Origin of the sequence: Paracoccus sp. 08 (genome assembly GCF_024105395.1) — a bacterium.
GTDB classification, from domain to species: domain Bacteria; phylum Pseudomonadota; class Alphaproteobacteria; order Rhodobacterales; family Rhodobacteraceae; genus Paracoccus; species Paracoccus marcusii.
This window is the reverse complement of the sequence record NZ_WEKR01000047.1, coordinates 1-14,904: the sequence shown is the minus strand read 5'-3', so window position 1 is coordinate 14,904 and position 14,904 is coordinate 1. Positions and strand designations below refer to the sequence as shown.

Genomic DNA, 14,904 nt, shown 5'->3' with positions numbered 1-14,904 from the left:
CCCCCGCGCAGCCTGCCGCGCCGGGCCAGACCGCGACCCCTGCTGACCCTGCCGATGCGGCGCAACCGGTGCCGGTCGTGGCCGAACGCGACCCCGGCCTGCCGCATGACCTGTCGCCGATGGGCATGTTCCTGGCTGCGGACTGGGTCGTGAAGGGGGTCATGATCGGGCTGGCGGTGGCGTCGGTCATCACCTGGACGATCCTTCTGGTGAAGCTGATCGAGCTGTGGGCCGCCTCGCGCCGGGTCACGTCGGCCACGCGGCGCATCCAGGCCGCGCCGTCCCTGCCGGACGCCCTGGCCGGGATCGGGCGCCGCCGCGATCCGGTGTCGCGCATGATCCGCTCTGCCGCCGAGGAATACTGCCGGTCCGAACCGGCTCTGGCGCAGGCGGGCGATCACGGCATCAAAGAGCGCGTCGCCTCCCAGCTAGACCGGATCGAGGTCGCCGCCGGTCGCCGCATGGCACGGGGCACGGGGGKGCTGGCCACCATCGGGTCGACCGCCCCCTTCGTGGGTCTGTTCGGCACCGTCTGGGGGATCATGAACAGCTTCATCGGCATTTCCGAATCGCAGACGACCAACCTGGCCGTCGTGGCGCCGGGCATCGCCGAGGCGCTGCTGGCCACCGCCATCGGCCTGGTCGCGGCGATCCCCGCGGTGGTGATCTACAACGTCTTTGCCCGCGCCGTCACCGGCTACCGGATGCGTCTTGGCCATGCCGCGGCGGGGGTTCAGCAGATGGTCAGCCGCGATCTGGACTTTCGCGGCCGCGGCCCCGCGGCGGGGGTCTAGGCCATGGCCGGAGGCATCCGCGACACCGACGACCTGGCCGACAACCACGAGATCAACGTCACGCCCTTCATCGACGTGATGCTGGTGCTGCTGATCATCTTCATGGTGGCCGCGCCCCTGGCGACTGTCGACGTGAACGTCGATCTGCCGGTGTCGAACGCGACCCAGGCCGAACGCCCCGAGCAGCCCGTCTATGTCAGCGTCAGGCCCGATCTGAGCCTGGCCGTGGGCGATGACAACGTGGCCCCCGGCGCGCTGGCCGCGGCCCTGACCGCGGCGACAGGCGGCGACCGCGAACAGCGCATCTTCCTGCGCGCAGACCGTGCGGTGGCCTATGGCGACCTGATGGGGGTGATGAACACGCTGCGCGACACCGGTTATCTGAAGATCGCCCTGGTGGGGCTGGACGCCGTGCAGGCCCCGCCCGAGGTCCCGGCCGTGCCTGCCGCGGGTGCCGCGCCATGAGCGGTCGCGCCCTGCGCATGCTGGGCGAAGGGGGGCTGTGGGCGGGTGCCTCGGTCCTGGTGCTGGCGGCGCATGTGGGGGCGGGGATCTGGATCATGGGGCGCGCGGATGCGGGCGCCCCGCCGGGCCTGCCCGATGCGGTCTTCGTCGACCTTGCCCCCGCCATGCCGCCCGCCGCCGACATGCCCCAGGGCGCGGAGGCTGCCGCCGGCTTGGACGCCCGTCCCGAAGTCGAGGCCGAGGAGGAGCCTTTGCCTGAGGAGCCGCAGCCCGAACCCCAGGCCGAGCCCGAACCCGATCAGGTGGTCGAACCCATCGACCCGGCGACGCTGGACCTACCCGATTTCCAGCAGTTCGCGCCCCCCGACATTCCGGTCCAGACGGCGCTGGCTCTGGACAGCTCGACCCGCCCGCAGCGGCGTCCCGAGCCGCAACCCGAACCCGAACCGCGCCGCGACCCGAAACCGGCGGCAGAGCGTCAGCCCGAACCGCAACGCCGGCAGGCGGCACAGGCCGCCGGGCAGAGCGGTCAGGCCGAGACCAGTCGCCCGGCGGGCAATGCTCAGGGCGGCGGTGCCTCACGGCAGGCTGCGGCCGATGCCGCATCGCTTTGGGGCGCGCAGGTCGGGGCCTGCATCCAGCGGCGCGCATCGCTGCCCCGGAACGTTCGTCAGGGGGGGCGGGTCACGCTGGATGTTACCATTGCACGCAACGGTCAAATTCAAGGCATCGGCATCTCGGGGTCGTCAGGGATTCCGGCCGTAGATCAGGCCGTTCTGACCGCCGCGCAGCGGGCCGGCCGTTGCCCGGCTGCCCCGGCCGCGCTGACCGATCCGGTCTATCCTCTAAGGCTGCCGATCCGCCTAGACGTCCCCTGATCGCAGGGCCGCGCAAGCCGCCCCCATCGAAGGGGCGTCTTGCGCCGGGGGCTGCGCCCCCGCGGTACGGTGCCGTGAGGATCGTCCCGTGCGATTCGTGGCCGGCGCGGGGGGTCCGGGGGGTGCAGCCCCCCGGGGCTCCGCCGGGCCGGAGGCCCGGCAACGGCGCTTCAGACGTGGTGCAGGACCAGCGGGCGGCCTTGATGCGCGCCGACGCGGATGGGCGCGTCGTAGAGGTCCGACAGCACCGCCTCGGTCAGCACCTCGGCCGGGGTGCCTTCGGCGGCCACGCGGCCGTCCTTCATGGCGATCACGTGATCGGCCCAGGCCGCGGCATAGTTGATCTCGTGCACCACCATCGCCACGCTGCGCCCGCCCTGGTCGACCAGCCCGCGCAGCCGGCCCATCAGGGCGCGGGCATGGGCCATGTCCAGGTTGTTCAGCGGCTCGTCCAGAAGCAGCCAGTCGGTATCCTGCGCCCAGGCCATCGCGATATGCGCACGCTGCGCCTGCCCGCCCGACACCTCGTCCAGGAACCGGTCGGCCAGATCGGTCAGGGCAAAGGTCTTCAGCGCCAGCCAGACCAGCGCGTGATCCTGCGGCCCCGGTCGGCCCTTGTGATGCGGCCAGCGGCCGAAGGCCACCAGCTCGGACAGGCGCAGGCGGCTGGCGATGGCGGTCTGCTGGCCCAGGATCGCCATGACCTGCGCCAGCCGGTCGGTCGGTGTCATGGTCACGTCGTGGCCGGCCACGGTGACCCGGCCCCGCTGCAGCGGCTCCAGCCGGCCGATCAGGCGTAGTAGCGTCGACTTGCCCGCCCCGTTCGGGCCGATCAGCGCCGTCAGCCGACCCTTGGGCAGGGTCGTCGTGATGTCGTGCAGGATCGGCGTGCCGGCGATCGCGTGGCAGACCCCTTCGATCTGGATCATCGGATGCGTCCCTTCAGCAGCAGATAGAGGAAGAACAGGCCGCCCGCGAATTCCACGATGACCGACAGGGTGGCGGCCTGGCCCAGCTGGCGTTCGAACAGCCACTGTCCCCCCACCAGCAGGATCGCCGCCGACAGCGCCGCTGCGGGCAGCAGCGCCGCGTGGCGCGCGGTCCGCATCAGTCCATGCGCCAGCCCCGCCACGATCAGCCCGAAGAAGGCCACCGGCCCGACCAGCGCGGTCGAGACCGACACCAGCACCGCCACCAGCCCCAGCACGCCCAGCACCATGCCGCGATGGGCCAGCCCCAGGGACACCGCCGGATCGCGTCCAAGCGCCAGCACGTCCAGCCGCGCCGACAGCCGCCACGCGACCAGCACCGCCGCCGCGGTGATCGCCGCCGCCCAAGGCAGCAGCGTGGCATCGACCCGGTTGAAGCTGGCAAAGCTGACCGACTGCACCACGGCGAACTCGTTGGGGTCCAGGATGCGGCCCAGGAACCCCGACAGCGACCGGAACAGCACGCCCAGGATCACCCCGGTCAGGATCATTCGTGGCAGGTCCCGCGCGCCGCGCAGCAGCAGTGTGCCGAACAGCAGGGCTGCCAGGGCGGTCATCACCGCGATCTCGGCCAGGAATTTCGGGCCCGCGGGCAGGGCGGTCAGGCCCGTGCTGCCCAAGGCCATCACAAAGCCCGTCTGCAGCAGCACGTACAGCGCGTCGAAGCCCATGATCGACGGCGTAAGCACCCTGTTCGCGGCGACGGTCTGGAACAGGATAGTGGCGACCCCGATGGCGGTCGCGACCGTGGTCAGCGCGGCCAGCTTGGTTGCGCGCAGGCCCAGGATGAAGCCGCGATTGCCGCCGCCCAGACCCTGCAGCATCCACAGCGCCGACAGCGCCGCCAGCAGCAGCGCCATCCCGCCCACCATGATCCGCGCCCGCCTATCCATGGGCGGGCTTCGACCGAGGGGGCCGGCGATGCAGCAGCCACAGGAACAGGACCGCGCCCAGCACGCCCAGGATGGTGCCTGCGGGGACCTCATAGGGGTGGATGACCAGCCGACCCGCCAGATCGCAGGCCAGGACCAGCACCGCCCCGGCCAGCGCCACCACGGGCAGGGATGCGCGCAGGTTGTCGCCCATGATCCGCGCTACCAGGTTCGGCACGACCAAGCCCACGAAGGGGATCATCCCCACCGTCGTCACCACCATCGCCGTCACCACGGAGACCACGGCCAGCCCAAGGCGCATCACCGCCGCCGTGGACAGGCCCAACCCCGTCGCCACCTGATCGCCCAGGCCAAGGATCGCGAAGCGGTCGGCCGAGAACCAGGCTAGCCCCGCTGCCGCGCCCGCGATCCACAGCAGTTCATAGCGCCCCGAGATCACGCCCGAGAATTCGCCGCTGAACAGCCAGGTGCCGACATATTGCATCAGGTCGGTCTGCCAGCCGATGAAGGTCACGACCGACCCCAGCACCCCCGACAGGACCAGCCCCGCGATGGGGACCAGCATCACCTCGCGCACGGGCAGGCGGCGGATCACGGCCAGGAACAACGCGGTCGTGATCATGGCCGACAGGCTGGCCGCGATCATGCGCAGCCACAGGGGACTGGCGGGCCAGAGGATGGTGATGGCCAGAAGGCCAAGCGCCGCGCCCTCGGCCGTGCCCGAGGTGTCGGGGCCGACGAAGCGGTTCCTGACCAGCGCCTGGATCAGCACCCCCGCCACCGACAGCGCGGCCCCGGTCAGCACCACCGACAGCGTGCGCGGAAGCCGCGATTCCAGCAGGACCAGCATGGCCTGCGGATCGCGAAAGGCGTCCGTCACGCGGATGTCGGCGGCGCCGACCGTCAGGCTGGCCAGCATCAGCGCGACCAGCGCCGATGCTAGGGCGGGCAGGGGGCGCATCAGTCCGCGAAGGCCTGCGTCAGCTGGTCCAGCACCGCCATGGTCGAGCCGTAGCCCCCGGCCGAGATATAGGTCGCCGCCGGGTCCAGCTGGATCACGTGATCCTGCTGCCAGGCGGTCGTGCCCGCCACCAGGTCCGAGCGCAGCGTCTCCATCGCGCCCTGGCCGTCCTCGCCGATGGCGGCGCCGCGGTCGACGACCAGCAGCCAGTCGGGATCGGCCTGGGCGATGAACTCATGGCTGATCGCCTGGCCGTGGGTGGCGTCGTCCAGCCCCGGCACAGCCTCCTCCAGCCCGGTCGCGTCGAAGATCCAGCCAAAGCGCGACCCGGCGCCATAGGCGGACATCTTGGGGCCGTTGGTCATCACGATCAGCGCGCTGCCCTGGCCATCGGCGGCGGCACGCAGGTCGGCCAGCCTGGCGTCCAGGGTGGCGGTCATTTCCTCGGCCTGGGCGGTCTTGGCGAACAGCGCGCCATAGGCGTCGATCCGGGCGCGGGTATCGGCCAAAAGATCCGGGCCGAAGGTCATGTCGATCGCCGGTGCCACCTGAGACACCGCCGCCAGCTGGGTCGAGGAGCGGCCGCCGACGATCACCAGGTCGGGCGCCAGCCCCGCCAGCGCCTCCAGATCGGGTTCGAACAGGGTGCCGACGGGGGTGGCGCCCTCCGCCGCATCGCGCAGGGCGGGGACCAGGATGTTGTCGATGCTGCCCGTGGGCGTCACGCCCAGGGCGGTGATCGTGTCCAGCGCGGCCATGTCATAGACCGCGACGCTGTCGGGGGTGTCCTGCAGGGTCACGGGACCCTGGGCGGTATCGACGGTGATCTGGGCCAGGGCCGCGACCGGCGCGGTCATCAGGGCGGTGGCCAACAGGGCGGGCGATGCGATGCGGTGCATGGCGATCCTTTCGATCAAGGTTGCGCGTGGTGGCTGGATCCTGGCTGCACGCCGGGCGGGCTTAGCGCCGTCGCGCGCGCCGCGCAAGAATGTCAGGGTCTTTTTGTCGGAATATCGCTGCGAATTGTTGACTCAATCACTTTGGCATCCTAGCTGCGGGGCATTCGCGAAAGGACATCCCATGCGCATGACTGCCGATTTTCCCACCGCCCGCGCCGCCGCGCTGACCGGCACGATGGCCAAGCATTTCGGTCACAAGATCCCGGTGACCCATGACGACAGCCTGGCGGTGCTGACCTTCGAGATGGGCGTGGCCCGGATCAAGGCACAGGACGCGTCCCTGCGCCTGACGCTGGAAGCCGCGGATACTGAATCGCTGGAGCGTCTGCGCGCGGTGATCGAAAGCCACCTGATGCGGTTTGCGCATCGCGAGGAGCCCGCGCCCCCGGTCTGGACGCCCCCTGCCTGACCGGTCACGCGATTTTCGCTGGATTGGCGGGCCGGTTTCTGGTCGAAGGGGCGCCAAGCCGCGGGTCCGGGGACGGGCCGGGCGGCGCGCAATTCAGGCAGGACCGGCGATGAGCATCCATCTGTACCCGAACGACCTTCCCGACGATCTCGTGCTGGGCCCGGTCGTGGCCATCGACACCGAGACGATGGGCCTTGACCCGCGCCGCGACCGGCTGTGCCTGGTGCAGCTGTCGTCGGGCGACGGCGAGGCGCATCTGGTCCAGATCGACCGGGGCCAGACCGAGGCTCCGAACCTGACCAAGCTGCTGACCGACCCCAAGGTGGTCAAGCTGTTCCATTTCGGCCGTTTCGACATCGCCGCGCTGGAGAACGCGTTCGGGGTGGTCACCTCGCCCGTCTGGTGCACCAAGATCGCCTCGCGGCTGGTGCGGACGTTTACAGACCGGCACGGGCTGAAATACCTGCTGCAGGAGCTGGTGGGCGTCGATGTCAGCAAGCAGCAGCAGACCAGCGACTGGGGCGCGGCCGACCTGTCGGACGCGCAGCTGGAATATGCCGCGTCGGACGTATTGCACCTGCACAAGCTTAAGGATGCCCTGGAGGAGCGGCTGAAGCGCGAGAACAGGCTGGGTCTGGCGCAGGCCTGCTTTGACTTTCTGCCCGCGCGTGCCCATCTGGACCTGCTGGGCTGGGGCGAAGAGGGCGACATCTTTCGCCACTGAGCGGGCAACGGGTATTTGGACAAAGAAGAAGGGCAGGGCGTGGCGGATTACATCGAGACGGCGCGACGGGTGATCGGGGTCGAGATCGCAGGGCTGGAGGCCCTGTCGGCGGGTCTGGGCCACGAGTTCTCGCGCGCGGTCGAGATGATCCTGGCGGTGCGCGGCCGGGTGGTCGTGTCGGGCATGGGCAAGTCGGGCCATGTGGGCCGCAAGATCGCGGCGACCTTCGCCTCCACCGGGACGCCCGCGCAGTTCGTGCACCCGGCCGAGGCCAGCCACGGCGATCTGGGCATGGTCACCGAATCCGACCTGGCGCTGGTCCTGTCCAACAGCGGCGAGACGCCCGAGCTGGCCGACCTGATCGCGCATACGCGGCGGTTCTCGATCCCGCTGATCGGGGTTGCGGCGCGGCCGCAATCGACGCTGATGCGGCAGGCGGACCTGGGGCTGGTGCTGCCCGCCGCACAGGAGGCCTGCGGCAACGGGATCGTGCCCACGACGTCGACCACGATGACGCTGGCCTTGGGCGATGCGCTGGCCATCGCGTTGATGGAGCATCGCAAGTTCACGCCCGAGCATTTCCGCACCTTTCATCCCGGCGGCAAGCTGGGCGCGCTGCTGGCGAAGGTGGGCGACCTGATGCACACCGACCTGCCGCTGGTCGGGCTGGATGCCCCCATGTCCGAGGCGCTGCTGGTGATCAGCCAGAAGGGCTATGGCGTGACCGGGGTCGTGGACGGGGACGGTGCGCTGGCGGGGATCATCACCGACGGCGACCTGCGCCGCCACATGCAGGGCCTGCTGGACCTGGACGCGCGCTCCGTGATGACGCCCGCGCCGCGCACCATCGGGCCCGGCGCCCTGGCCGAGGCCGCCCTGGCGCAGATGCAGGAGCGCAAGATCACCTGCCTGTTCGCGGTCGAGGACGGGCGCCCCCGGGGCATCCTGCACATCCACGACTGCCTGCGTGCGGGGCTGGTCTGACCATGTCGCGGACCCGCATCGTTCGCTGGCTGCGCGTGCTGCTGCCGCTGGTGGCGCTGGCGATGTTGTCGACGATGTTCCTGTTCAGCCGGGGCTCTGACGTGGAATCGCGCATTCCCTATGCCGAGGTCGATGCCCAGGCCGCGGCGCGTGACAACCGCATCGTCGCGCCCGAATACAGTGGGGTGACCGGCGACGGGGCGCAGCTGACCCTGCGCGCGGCGCAGGTCACGCCAGGCGGGTCCGGCGGGGCGGCGGGGGACGTGGCGCTGGACTGGCTGCGCCCCGACGGGCTGCGCGCGGATCTGACCGCGCCGGAAGGCGGGTTGCTGGACGGGCTGGTGCGGCTGGAGGGCGGCGTGCGCATGACCACCAGCAGCGGCTGGCAGCTGGACACGCCGCAGATCGATGCGCGGACCGATACGTCGGTCCTTCAGGCCGACCGCGGGGTCGAGGCGCAGGCGCCCTTTGGCCGCATCACCGCGGGCCGCATGCGGCTGGCCCCTGCTGCGACCGATGCCGATGCCGGGGCCACTGCGGGCGATTCGGCGGGCGGCGGGGCCGCAGTCTTGAATTTCTCGGACGGCGTGCGTCTGATATACCAACCCTGACACCGGGCCGCTTTCCGCCCGAAGCCCTATCGAGGACCCGATGACCCTTCGCCCCCTGCTGATCGCGCTGGCGCTGGCCGCGCCGATGCCCGCCCTGGCGCAGACCACCTTCGGGGGGATGCAGGCCGACACCTCGGCCCCGGTCGAGGTGTCGGCCGACAATCTGGACGTCAATCAGGCCGACGGCACCGCGCTGTTCACCGGCAACGTGGTCATCGGTCAGGGAGAGATGCGCCTATCGGCGGACCGCGTCGCCGTGCAGTACGCGTCCGGCGACCAGCAGCGCATCGACAGCCTAACCGCGACCGGCAACGTGACCCTGATGTCTGGGGAGGACGCGGCCGAGGCCGCCGAGGCGGTCTATGACGTCGCCGCGGGGTCGGTCCTGCTGACCGGGGACGTGCTGCTGACCCAGGGGGGCAACGTGCTGGCCGGAGAGCGCATGACGGTCGACCTGGCGACGGGCGCGGCGCAGGTCCAGGGGCGCGTGCGGTCCGTCCTGCAGCCGGGGTCCAACTGATGACCGACCGTTCCGGGCTGGACGTGCGCGGCCTGCGCAAGTCCTATCGCAACCGCCCCGTGATCCGCGACGTGTCCGTCAGCCTGCAGCGCGGAGAGGTCGTGGCGCTGCTGGGCCCGAACGGGTCGGGCAAGACGACGTGCTTCTACTGCATCGCGGGGCTGGTCACGGCCGATGCCGGGCAGGTGCTGATCGACGGGCGCGATGTCACGCGCCTGCCGATGTTCCGCCGCGCTGGAGGTGGCGGTCGACGACCCCCGCCACAGGCGCGACCGGCTGGAGGAGCTGCTGGCCGATTTCTCGATCACGCATCTGCGCGGGGCGCCGGCGCTGGCCCTGTCGGGCGGCGAACGCAGGCGGGCCGAGATCGCCCGCTGCCTGGCGTCCGATCCGGGCTTCCTGCTGCTGGACGAACCCTTTGCGGGCGTCGATCCCATCGCCGTGGGCGAGATCCGCACCCTGGTCCATGCGCTGAAGTCGCGCGGGATCGGCGTCCTGATCACCGATCACAACGTGCGCGAGACCCTGGGCATCGTCGACCGGGCCTATATCCTGCATGACGGGCATGTGCTGATGTCGGGCACGACCGACCAGATCGTGGCCGATCCGCGCGTGCGCGAGGTCTATCTGGGCGACAGCTTCTCGCTGTCCTGAGCGCGCGGAAATCCGATTCAGGGTCACGCCCCCGTGTGGGCCGTTGACAGTCGGCGCGCGCTGTCACCAAATTGAGATATGCGGGTGCGGAGATGCCGCCCCGTTCAACCCGTTCGCGCCCTTGCCGGCACCAGTGGCGGGCAGGCGCCGCGACGACGGGCAACCGGAGAGGAGTGACGATGCGCTATACCATCAGCGGAAAACACATCGATGTGGGTGATGCCCTCAGCACGCATGTAAAGACCGAACTGGGCGCCACGATCGAGAAGTACTCTCAGCGTCCGACCGATGCGGCGGTGACCTTTTCCAAGGACGCGCATCAGTTCATGTGCGATTCGGTCGTGCACCTGTCCACCGGCCTGAACGTGGCCGCGCGCGGGACGGATACCGACATCTATGCCGCCTTCGAGGCCTGCCGCGAGAAGATGGACAAGCAGCTGCGCCGCTACAAGCGCCGCCTGAAGGACCACCACAAGGAACGGCCCGAACCGGTTGTCTTCGGCGAGGCAGGCAGCTATGTGCTGGCCGCCGACGAGGATGCATGGGAATCGCAGGATGACAGCCTGCAGCCGATCATCATCGCCGAAATGCAAAGCCGCGTGCCCACCCTGTCGGTCGGCGATGCGGTGATGCAGATGGAACTGTCGGGCACCCCTCTGCTGGTGTTCCGCAACGAGAAACACGGCGGCGTCAATGTCGTCCATCGCCGCGACGACGGCAACGTCGGTTGGATCGATCCGCGCGGAAACGGCTGACCGCACGTCCGCGTCCAGACGACGCGGGACGACGGCCGCACTGGATGCCGCCCCCCTGACAGCCATGTCCGGGGGGCGGACAGCTTGGGAAAGACAAAGGCGCCATGCAACTTGCTGAAATCCTCCGGCCCGGGGCGGTCCGTTCCTTGGGACAGGTCACCTCGAAGAAGCGGCTGTTCCAGGAGCTGGCCGATCTGGCCCATGCGGAATACGGGCTGAACGCCTCCGAGGTGCTGGACGCGCTGCAGGAACGCGAAAGCCTGGGGCCGACCGGGGTGGGGCAGGGTGTGGCGCTGCCGCATGCGCGGCTGCACGGGCTGGACAAGGTCGCGGGGCTGTTCCTGCGGCTGGACAAGCCGTTGGATTTCGACGCGGTGGACCGCCAGCCGGTCGACCTGATCTTTGCGCTGCTGGCCCCCGAAAGCAGCGGCGTGGACCACCTCAAGGCGCTGGCGCTGGTGTCGCGCACGCTGCGCGATCAGGACCTGCGCGCCAAGCTGCGCGCCAATGACGACCCCGTCGCGCTGCACGCGGTCCTGTCGGCGGCACAGGGGATCAAGGCCGCCTGAGCCTGCCTTTCGAACAACACTGTTCAAATCGCACCGGATCGGCCCTATAGTCCAGGGGGTGACACCCACGGGAGGGCTGACCATGACCAGACATCATGCCGACAAGCCGCGGATGCAGGGGGCGGCGCGCCTGCGCGAATTCCTGCGCCTGGACCGCGAGGGCGGGATGCACGGCGCCATCCGCGCCCTGCACGCGCGCCCCCACGCCCGGGCCAAGGACAGCCGCAAGGCCGCCGAATACGCCCGCATCGCGCGGGGTCACCTGAAGTGACCCCGAGCGGGACCGCCCGCAGGGGCGGTCCCGCATTCAGGCCTCAGGCGCGGACCAGGGCCTCATAGCTTTCGGCCACGTCGCGGGTGATCTGGCCCACCTGGAAATGCCAGTCGCCGATCTGGCCCACGGGCGTCACCTCGGCCGCGGTGCCGGTCAGCCAGCATTCCTGGAACCCCTCCAGCTCGTCGGGCGTGATGCGGCGTTCGTGGACCGTATAGCCCTTGTCCTTCAGCATCTGCACGATGGTCTGACGGGTGATGCCGTTCAGGAAGCGATCGGCCAGCGGCGTGTGGACCTCTCCGTCCTTGACGAAGAAGATGTTGGCGCCGGTCGCCTCGGCCACGTAACCCTCCCAGTCCATGAACAGCGCGTCCGAACAGCCCTTGGCCTCGGCCGCGTGCTTGGACATGGTGCAGATCATGTAGAGGCCCGCGGCCTTGGCGGCGGTGGGGATGGTCTCGGGGCTGGGGCGTTTCCATTTGGCCACGTCCAGTTTCGCCCCCTGCCATTTCGCGTCGCCGTAATAGCTGCCCCATTCCCAGGCCGCGACGGCCATGCGGACCGGGTTGCGCGCCGCGGACACGCCCATGTCCAGGCCCGACCCGCGCCATGCGACGACGCGGACATAGGCGTTCTCGAAGCCGTTGGCCTTCAGCACAGCTTCCTTGGCGGCGTCGATCTCCTCGGCGGAATAGGGGATCGGCATGTCCAGCAGGCGGCCCGATTCGATCAGGCGCAGCGAATGTTCATGACCCTTGAAGATCTTGCCGTCATAGCACCGCTCACCCTCGAAGACCGAGCTGGCATAGTGCATCGCATGGGTCAGGATGTGTACCTTGGCGTCGCGCCAGTCCACCAGGTCCCCGTCCATCCAGATCTTGCCGTCGCGATCGTCGTAAGCCAGCATCATATGTCTCCATCCGCCGCCCGGTTTTTCGATTCTTGCGCCTGTCAGGGCGGATTTGGCATGTTTGTTACGCAAGATGCTTGACGGCTAGCAATCACGGATTAGAAAGTCAACAACGCTGCCATATCCGGGGCAGGTGACGAACAGAGGGTGCAGATGCAGGAAAAAGCGCGGATCCAGGCGATGATGGGCGAGGACCTGCTGTTCCTGACCGACGACCAGCTGCGCCGCGGGATCGAGGCGATGTTCTTTGCCTATCGCGCCTTCACCGCCGATCCGGACCTGATCCTGGCCGAGCTGGATTACGGCCGTGCCCATCACCGCGCGCTGCATTTCGTCAATCGCGATCCGGGGCTGACGGTCACCTCGCTGCTGGCGGTGCTGGGCGTGACCAAGCAGTCGCTGAACCGCGTGCTGCGCACCCTGATCGAGGACGGGCTGGTCGACAGCCGCATCGGCCGGCGCGACCGGCGCGAACGCCAGCTGCACCTGACGGCCAAGGGCACCGCCCTGGAACGCCGCCTGTCCGAGGCGCAGCGGGCACGGATGCGCGCCGCCTATCGCAATGCCGGGCCCCAGGCCGTGTCGGGGTTCCGCCAGGTTCTGGAAGCGATGATGGACCCCGAGACCCGGGCGCAGTATCAGGCGCTGAAGGATCTTCCCGAAGACCGCTGAGGCCGCCATGACGCATACCGACTGCCACCTGCTGATCGTCGACGACGACGAACGCATCCGCGCGCTGCTGGGGCGGTTCCTGCGCAAGAACGGATACATGGTCACCATGGCCCGCGACGCGGTCCAGGCGCGCCGCCTGCTGGCGGGGCTGGAATTCGACCTGATCGTCATGGACGTGATGATGCCCGGAGAGGACGGCCTGTCCCTGACGCGGGCGCTGCGCGAGCGCATCGACACGCCGATCCTGCTGCTGACCGCCAAGGGCGAGACCGAGGACCGGATCAGCGGGCTGGAAAGCGGCGCCGACGATTACCTGCCCAAGCCCTTCGAGCCGCGCGAACTGCTGCTGCGCATCGGTGCGATCCTGCGCCGGGTGCCGGTGGTCGAGGTGGCGCAGCCGAAATACCTGACGCTTGGCGCGCTGCGCTATGACACGGACAAGGGCGAGTTGTGGAACGGCGACGCGCCGCTGCGCCTGACGGGCACGGAAACCGCGCTGCTGCGCCGTCTTGCGGCCAGCCGGGGCCAGCCGGTCAGCCGCGCCGACCTGATCGACGACCTGGGCCGGGGCGGCGGCGAGGACGAGAACGGAGAGCGCGCCATCGACGTCCAGATCACCCGCCTGCGCCGCAAGATCGAGCCCGACCCGCGCGAGCCGCGCTTCCTGCAGACGGTGCGGGGCACCGGTTACATGCTGGTGGTGGACTAGGGCGGTCCGCGGCCCTAGCGTGCGGCGATGAACGATCAGGCCACATATCGGGGAATCACGCTGGACGGGGACAGCGCGCTGGCGCTGCTGGACTGGCAGCTGGAGATGGGCTGCGACGTGCCCATGCTGGATGCGCCGGTCGACCGGTTCGACCTGCCGACCCGCGTGGCGCCCGCGGCCCCCGTGCCCCAGGCCCCGCCGCCGCCCGCCGACGACGATCTGGCCGGCCGCGTGGCCCTGGCGCAGGCGCTGGCCGACGGGGCCGGCACCCTGGCCGCGCTGGCCGAGGCCCAGCAGGGGTTCGACGGGATCGAGCTGAAGAAGGGCGCCCGCAATTTCTGCTTTGCCGATGGCAACCCCAAGGCCCGCGTCCTGATTCTTGGAGAGGCGCCGGGCGACGAGGAGGACCGGCAGGGCCGCCCCTTCGTGGGGCGCGCGGGACAGATGCTGGACCGCATGTTCGCGGCCATCGGGCTGTCGCGCGACGGGGTCGATGCGGAACGCGCCTTCTATGTCACGAACGTCCTGACGTGGCGCCCGCCCGGAAACCGCGACCCCGAGCCCGATGAAATTGCCGTGAGCCTGCCGTTCCTGCGCCGCCATGTCGATCTGGTGGCGCCCGACCTGATCGTGCTGATGGGCAACATCGCCTGCCAGGCGGCGATCGAGAAACGCGGCATCCTGCGCCTGCGCGGCCAGTGGGTGCAGGCGTTCGGGCGGCCCGCGCTGCCCATGACGCACCCGTCCTATCTGCTGCGCAACCCTGCCGCCAAGCGCGAGGCCTGGGCGGACCTTCTGTCGCTGCAGGCGCGGCTGGAATCGCTTTCCGTTTAGGTTTCGTTTGCCCATCATGCGCTATCCCGGCCATCCCATAGATGGACCATCCGCATGCGTTTCCTGTCCCGCAGCCTTCTGGGGCTGTTCCTGACCTTCCTGACGCTGGCCCTGCTGATGCTGGCCGCGGGGATCCTGTGGCGTGCGGTGACGCCGGACGGGGACGGACCCGCGGTGCGCGCCCCTGCCGAACAGGTCTATGCCGCGCGGCTGGTCACGGTCGCGCCGGGGGTGGTCCAGCCGCAGATGCAGGTGTTCGGCCAGGTCCTGTCACGACGCGAACTGCAGCTGCGCGCGGGTGCCGGGGGCCGCATCGTCCAGCTGGACCCCGCCCTGCAGG

Annotated in this window: 19 protein-coding genes and 2 pseudogenes; 16 read left to right on the top strand and 5 right to left on the bottom strand. The window is 69.8% G+C overall.

The genetic code is table 11. The features are described from left to right. The 3 genes from exbB to GBO37_RS13640 form a co-directional block, all read left to right on the top strand. On the top strand, positions 1-794 hold a 794-nt coding region (gene exbB, locus GBO37_RS13650; RefSeq protein ID WP_252929589.1), incomplete at its 5' end, for a tonB-system energizer ExbB. Positions 795-797: 3 nt separating this feature from the next. Beyond that, a complete protein-coding gene (gene exbD, locus GBO37_RS13645) occupies positions 798-1,259 on the top strand; it encodes a TonB system transport protein ExbD (RefSeq protein WP_127897366.1) in 462 nt (153 codons plus the stop codon). After that, positions 1,256-2,137 carry a TonB family protein gene (locus tag GBO37_RS13640; protein WP_252929587.1) on the top strand — a complete coding sequence of 294 codons (882 nt, stop codon included), beginning with the start codon at positions 1,256-1,258 and terminating at the stop codon, positions 2,135-2,137. The genes exbD and GBO37_RS13640 overlap by 4 nt, the downstream gene beginning before the upstream one ends. 170 nt (positions 2,138-2,307) lie before the next feature. Here the strand turns inward: GBO37_RS13640 and GBO37_RS13635 are convergent, their stop codons facing one another. From GBO37_RS13635 to GBO37_RS13620, 4 genes are read right to left on the bottom strand one after another with little or no spacing between them, the layout of a single operon-like run. After that, positions 2,308-3,066: an ABC transporter ATP-binding protein gene (locus GBO37_RS13635; RefSeq protein WP_252929585.1), complete on the bottom strand. Its 759-nt coding sequence runs from the start codon at positions 3,064-3,066 to the stop codon at positions 2,308-2,310. Continuing rightward, complete coding sequence (locus GBO37_RS13630; protein ID WP_252929583.1) at positions 3,063-4,019, bottom strand: iron chelate uptake ABC transporter family permease subunit; 957 nt, start codon at positions 4,017-4,019, stop codon at positions 3,063-3,065. The genes GBO37_RS13635 and GBO37_RS13630 overlap by 4 nt, the downstream gene beginning before the upstream one ends. Next, complete coding sequence (locus tag GBO37_RS13625; RefSeq protein WP_252929581.1) at positions 4,012-4,980, bottom strand: ABC transporter permease; 969 nt, start codon at positions 4,978-4,980, stop codon at positions 4,012-4,014. Before GBO37_RS13625 ends, GBO37_RS13630 begins: the two co-directional genes overlap by 8 nt. Then, a complete protein-coding gene (locus GBO37_RS13620; protein WP_252929578.1) occupies positions 4,980-5,879 on the bottom strand; it encodes a siderophore ABC transporter substrate-binding protein in 900 nt (299 codons plus the stop codon). The genes GBO37_RS13625 and GBO37_RS13620 overlap by 1 nt, the downstream gene beginning before the upstream one ends. A 181-nt stretch (positions 5,880-6,060) precedes the next feature. Between GBO37_RS13620 and GBO37_RS13615 the strand changes: the two genes are divergently transcribed. The 9 genes and pseudogenes from GBO37_RS13615 to GBO37_RS13575 all read left to right on the top strand — a co-directional run bounded on the left by GBO37_RS13615 (position 6,061) and on the right by GBO37_RS13575 (position 11,436). After that, positions 6,061-6,348, top strand: coding sequence for a DUF2218 domain-containing protein (locus GBO37_RS13615; protein WP_252929576.1), 288 nt, complete (start codon positions 6,061-6,063; stop codon positions 6,346-6,348). A 109-nt stretch (positions 6,349-6,457) separates the two neighbouring features. Beyond that, on the top strand, positions 6,458-7,072 hold the full coding sequence (locus tag GBO37_RS13610; protein WP_127897359.1) for a ribonuclease D: 615 nt from the start codon (positions 6,458-6,460) through the stop codon (positions 7,070-7,072). Between the two features lie 39 nt (positions 7,073-7,111). Continuing rightward, entirely contained in the window at positions 7,112-8,056 is a 945-nt protein-coding gene (locus tag GBO37_RS13605) for a KpsF/GutQ family sugar-phosphate isomerase (protein ID WP_252929574.1), read from the top strand. Between the two features lie 2 nt (positions 8,057-8,058). Next, a complete protein-coding gene (locus GBO37_RS13600; protein WP_252929572.1) occupies positions 8,059-8,667 on the top strand; it encodes a hypothetical protein in 609 nt (202 codons plus the stop codon). 40 nt (positions 8,668-8,707) lie between these two features. Next, entirely contained in the window at positions 8,708-9,187 is a 480-nt protein-coding gene (gene lptA, locus GBO37_RS13595) for a lipopolysaccharide transport periplasmic protein LptA (RefSeq protein ID WP_252929570.1), read from the top strand. Then, positions 9,187-9,841, top strand: a pseudogene (locus tag GBO37_RS13590) (ABC transporter ATP-binding protein). Before lptA ends, GBO37_RS13590 begins: the two are co-directional and overlap by 1 nt. A 179-nt stretch (positions 9,842-10,020) precedes the next feature. Further along, positions 10,021-10,596 carry a ribosome hibernation-promoting factor, HPF/YfiA family gene (gene hpf / locus GBO37_RS13585; RefSeq protein WP_045984022.1) on the top strand — a complete coding sequence of 192 codons (576 nt, stop codon included), beginning with the start codon at positions 10,021-10,023 and terminating at the stop codon, positions 10,594-10,596. A 104-nt stretch (positions 10,597-10,700) separates the two neighbouring features. Beyond that, a complete protein-coding gene (locus tag GBO37_RS13580; protein ID WP_046001228.1) occupies positions 10,701-11,165 on the top strand; it encodes a PTS sugar transporter subunit IIA in 465 nt (154 codons plus the stop codon). 82 nt (positions 11,166-11,247) lie between these two features. Next, positions 11,248-11,436 carry a hypothetical protein gene (locus GBO37_RS13575; protein ID WP_252929568.1) on the top strand — a complete coding sequence of 63 codons (189 nt, stop codon included), beginning with the start codon at positions 11,248-11,250 and terminating at the stop codon, positions 11,434-11,436. A gap of 43 nt (positions 11,437-11,479) precedes the next feature. Here GBO37_RS13575 and GBO37_RS13570 read toward each other — a convergent pair whose 3' ends face one another. Continuing rightward, entirely contained in the window at positions 11,480-12,346 is an 867-nt protein-coding gene (locus GBO37_RS13570) for a branched-chain amino acid aminotransferase (protein WP_369799449.1), read from the bottom strand. A 156-nt stretch (positions 12,347-12,502) separates the two neighbouring features. Between GBO37_RS13570 and GBO37_RS13565 the strand changes: the two genes are divergently transcribed. The 4 genes and pseudogenes from GBO37_RS13565 to GBO37_RS13550 all read left to right on the top strand — a co-directional run. After that, positions 12,503-13,021 (top strand): MarR family winged helix-turn-helix transcriptional regulator, encoded by a 519-nt coding sequence (locus GBO37_RS13565; protein WP_046001230.1) that lies wholly within the window; start codon positions 12,503-12,505, stop codon positions 13,019-13,021. A 7-nt stretch (positions 13,022-13,028) separates the two neighbouring features. Further along, complete coding sequence (locus GBO37_RS13560) at positions 13,029-13,730, top strand: response regulator (RefSeq protein WP_252929566.1); 702 nt, start codon at positions 13,029-13,031, stop codon at positions 13,728-13,730. A gap of 27 nt (positions 13,731-13,757) precedes the next feature. Next, complete coding sequence (locus GBO37_RS13555; RefSeq protein WP_046001232.1) at positions 13,758-14,564, top strand: uracil-DNA glycosylase family protein; 807 nt, start codon at positions 13,758-13,760, stop codon at positions 14,562-14,564. A gap of 54 nt (positions 14,565-14,618) precedes the next feature. Then, positions 14,619-14,904, top strand: a pseudogene (locus tag GBO37_RS13550) (efflux transporter periplasmic adaptor subunit); the annotation flags it as partial.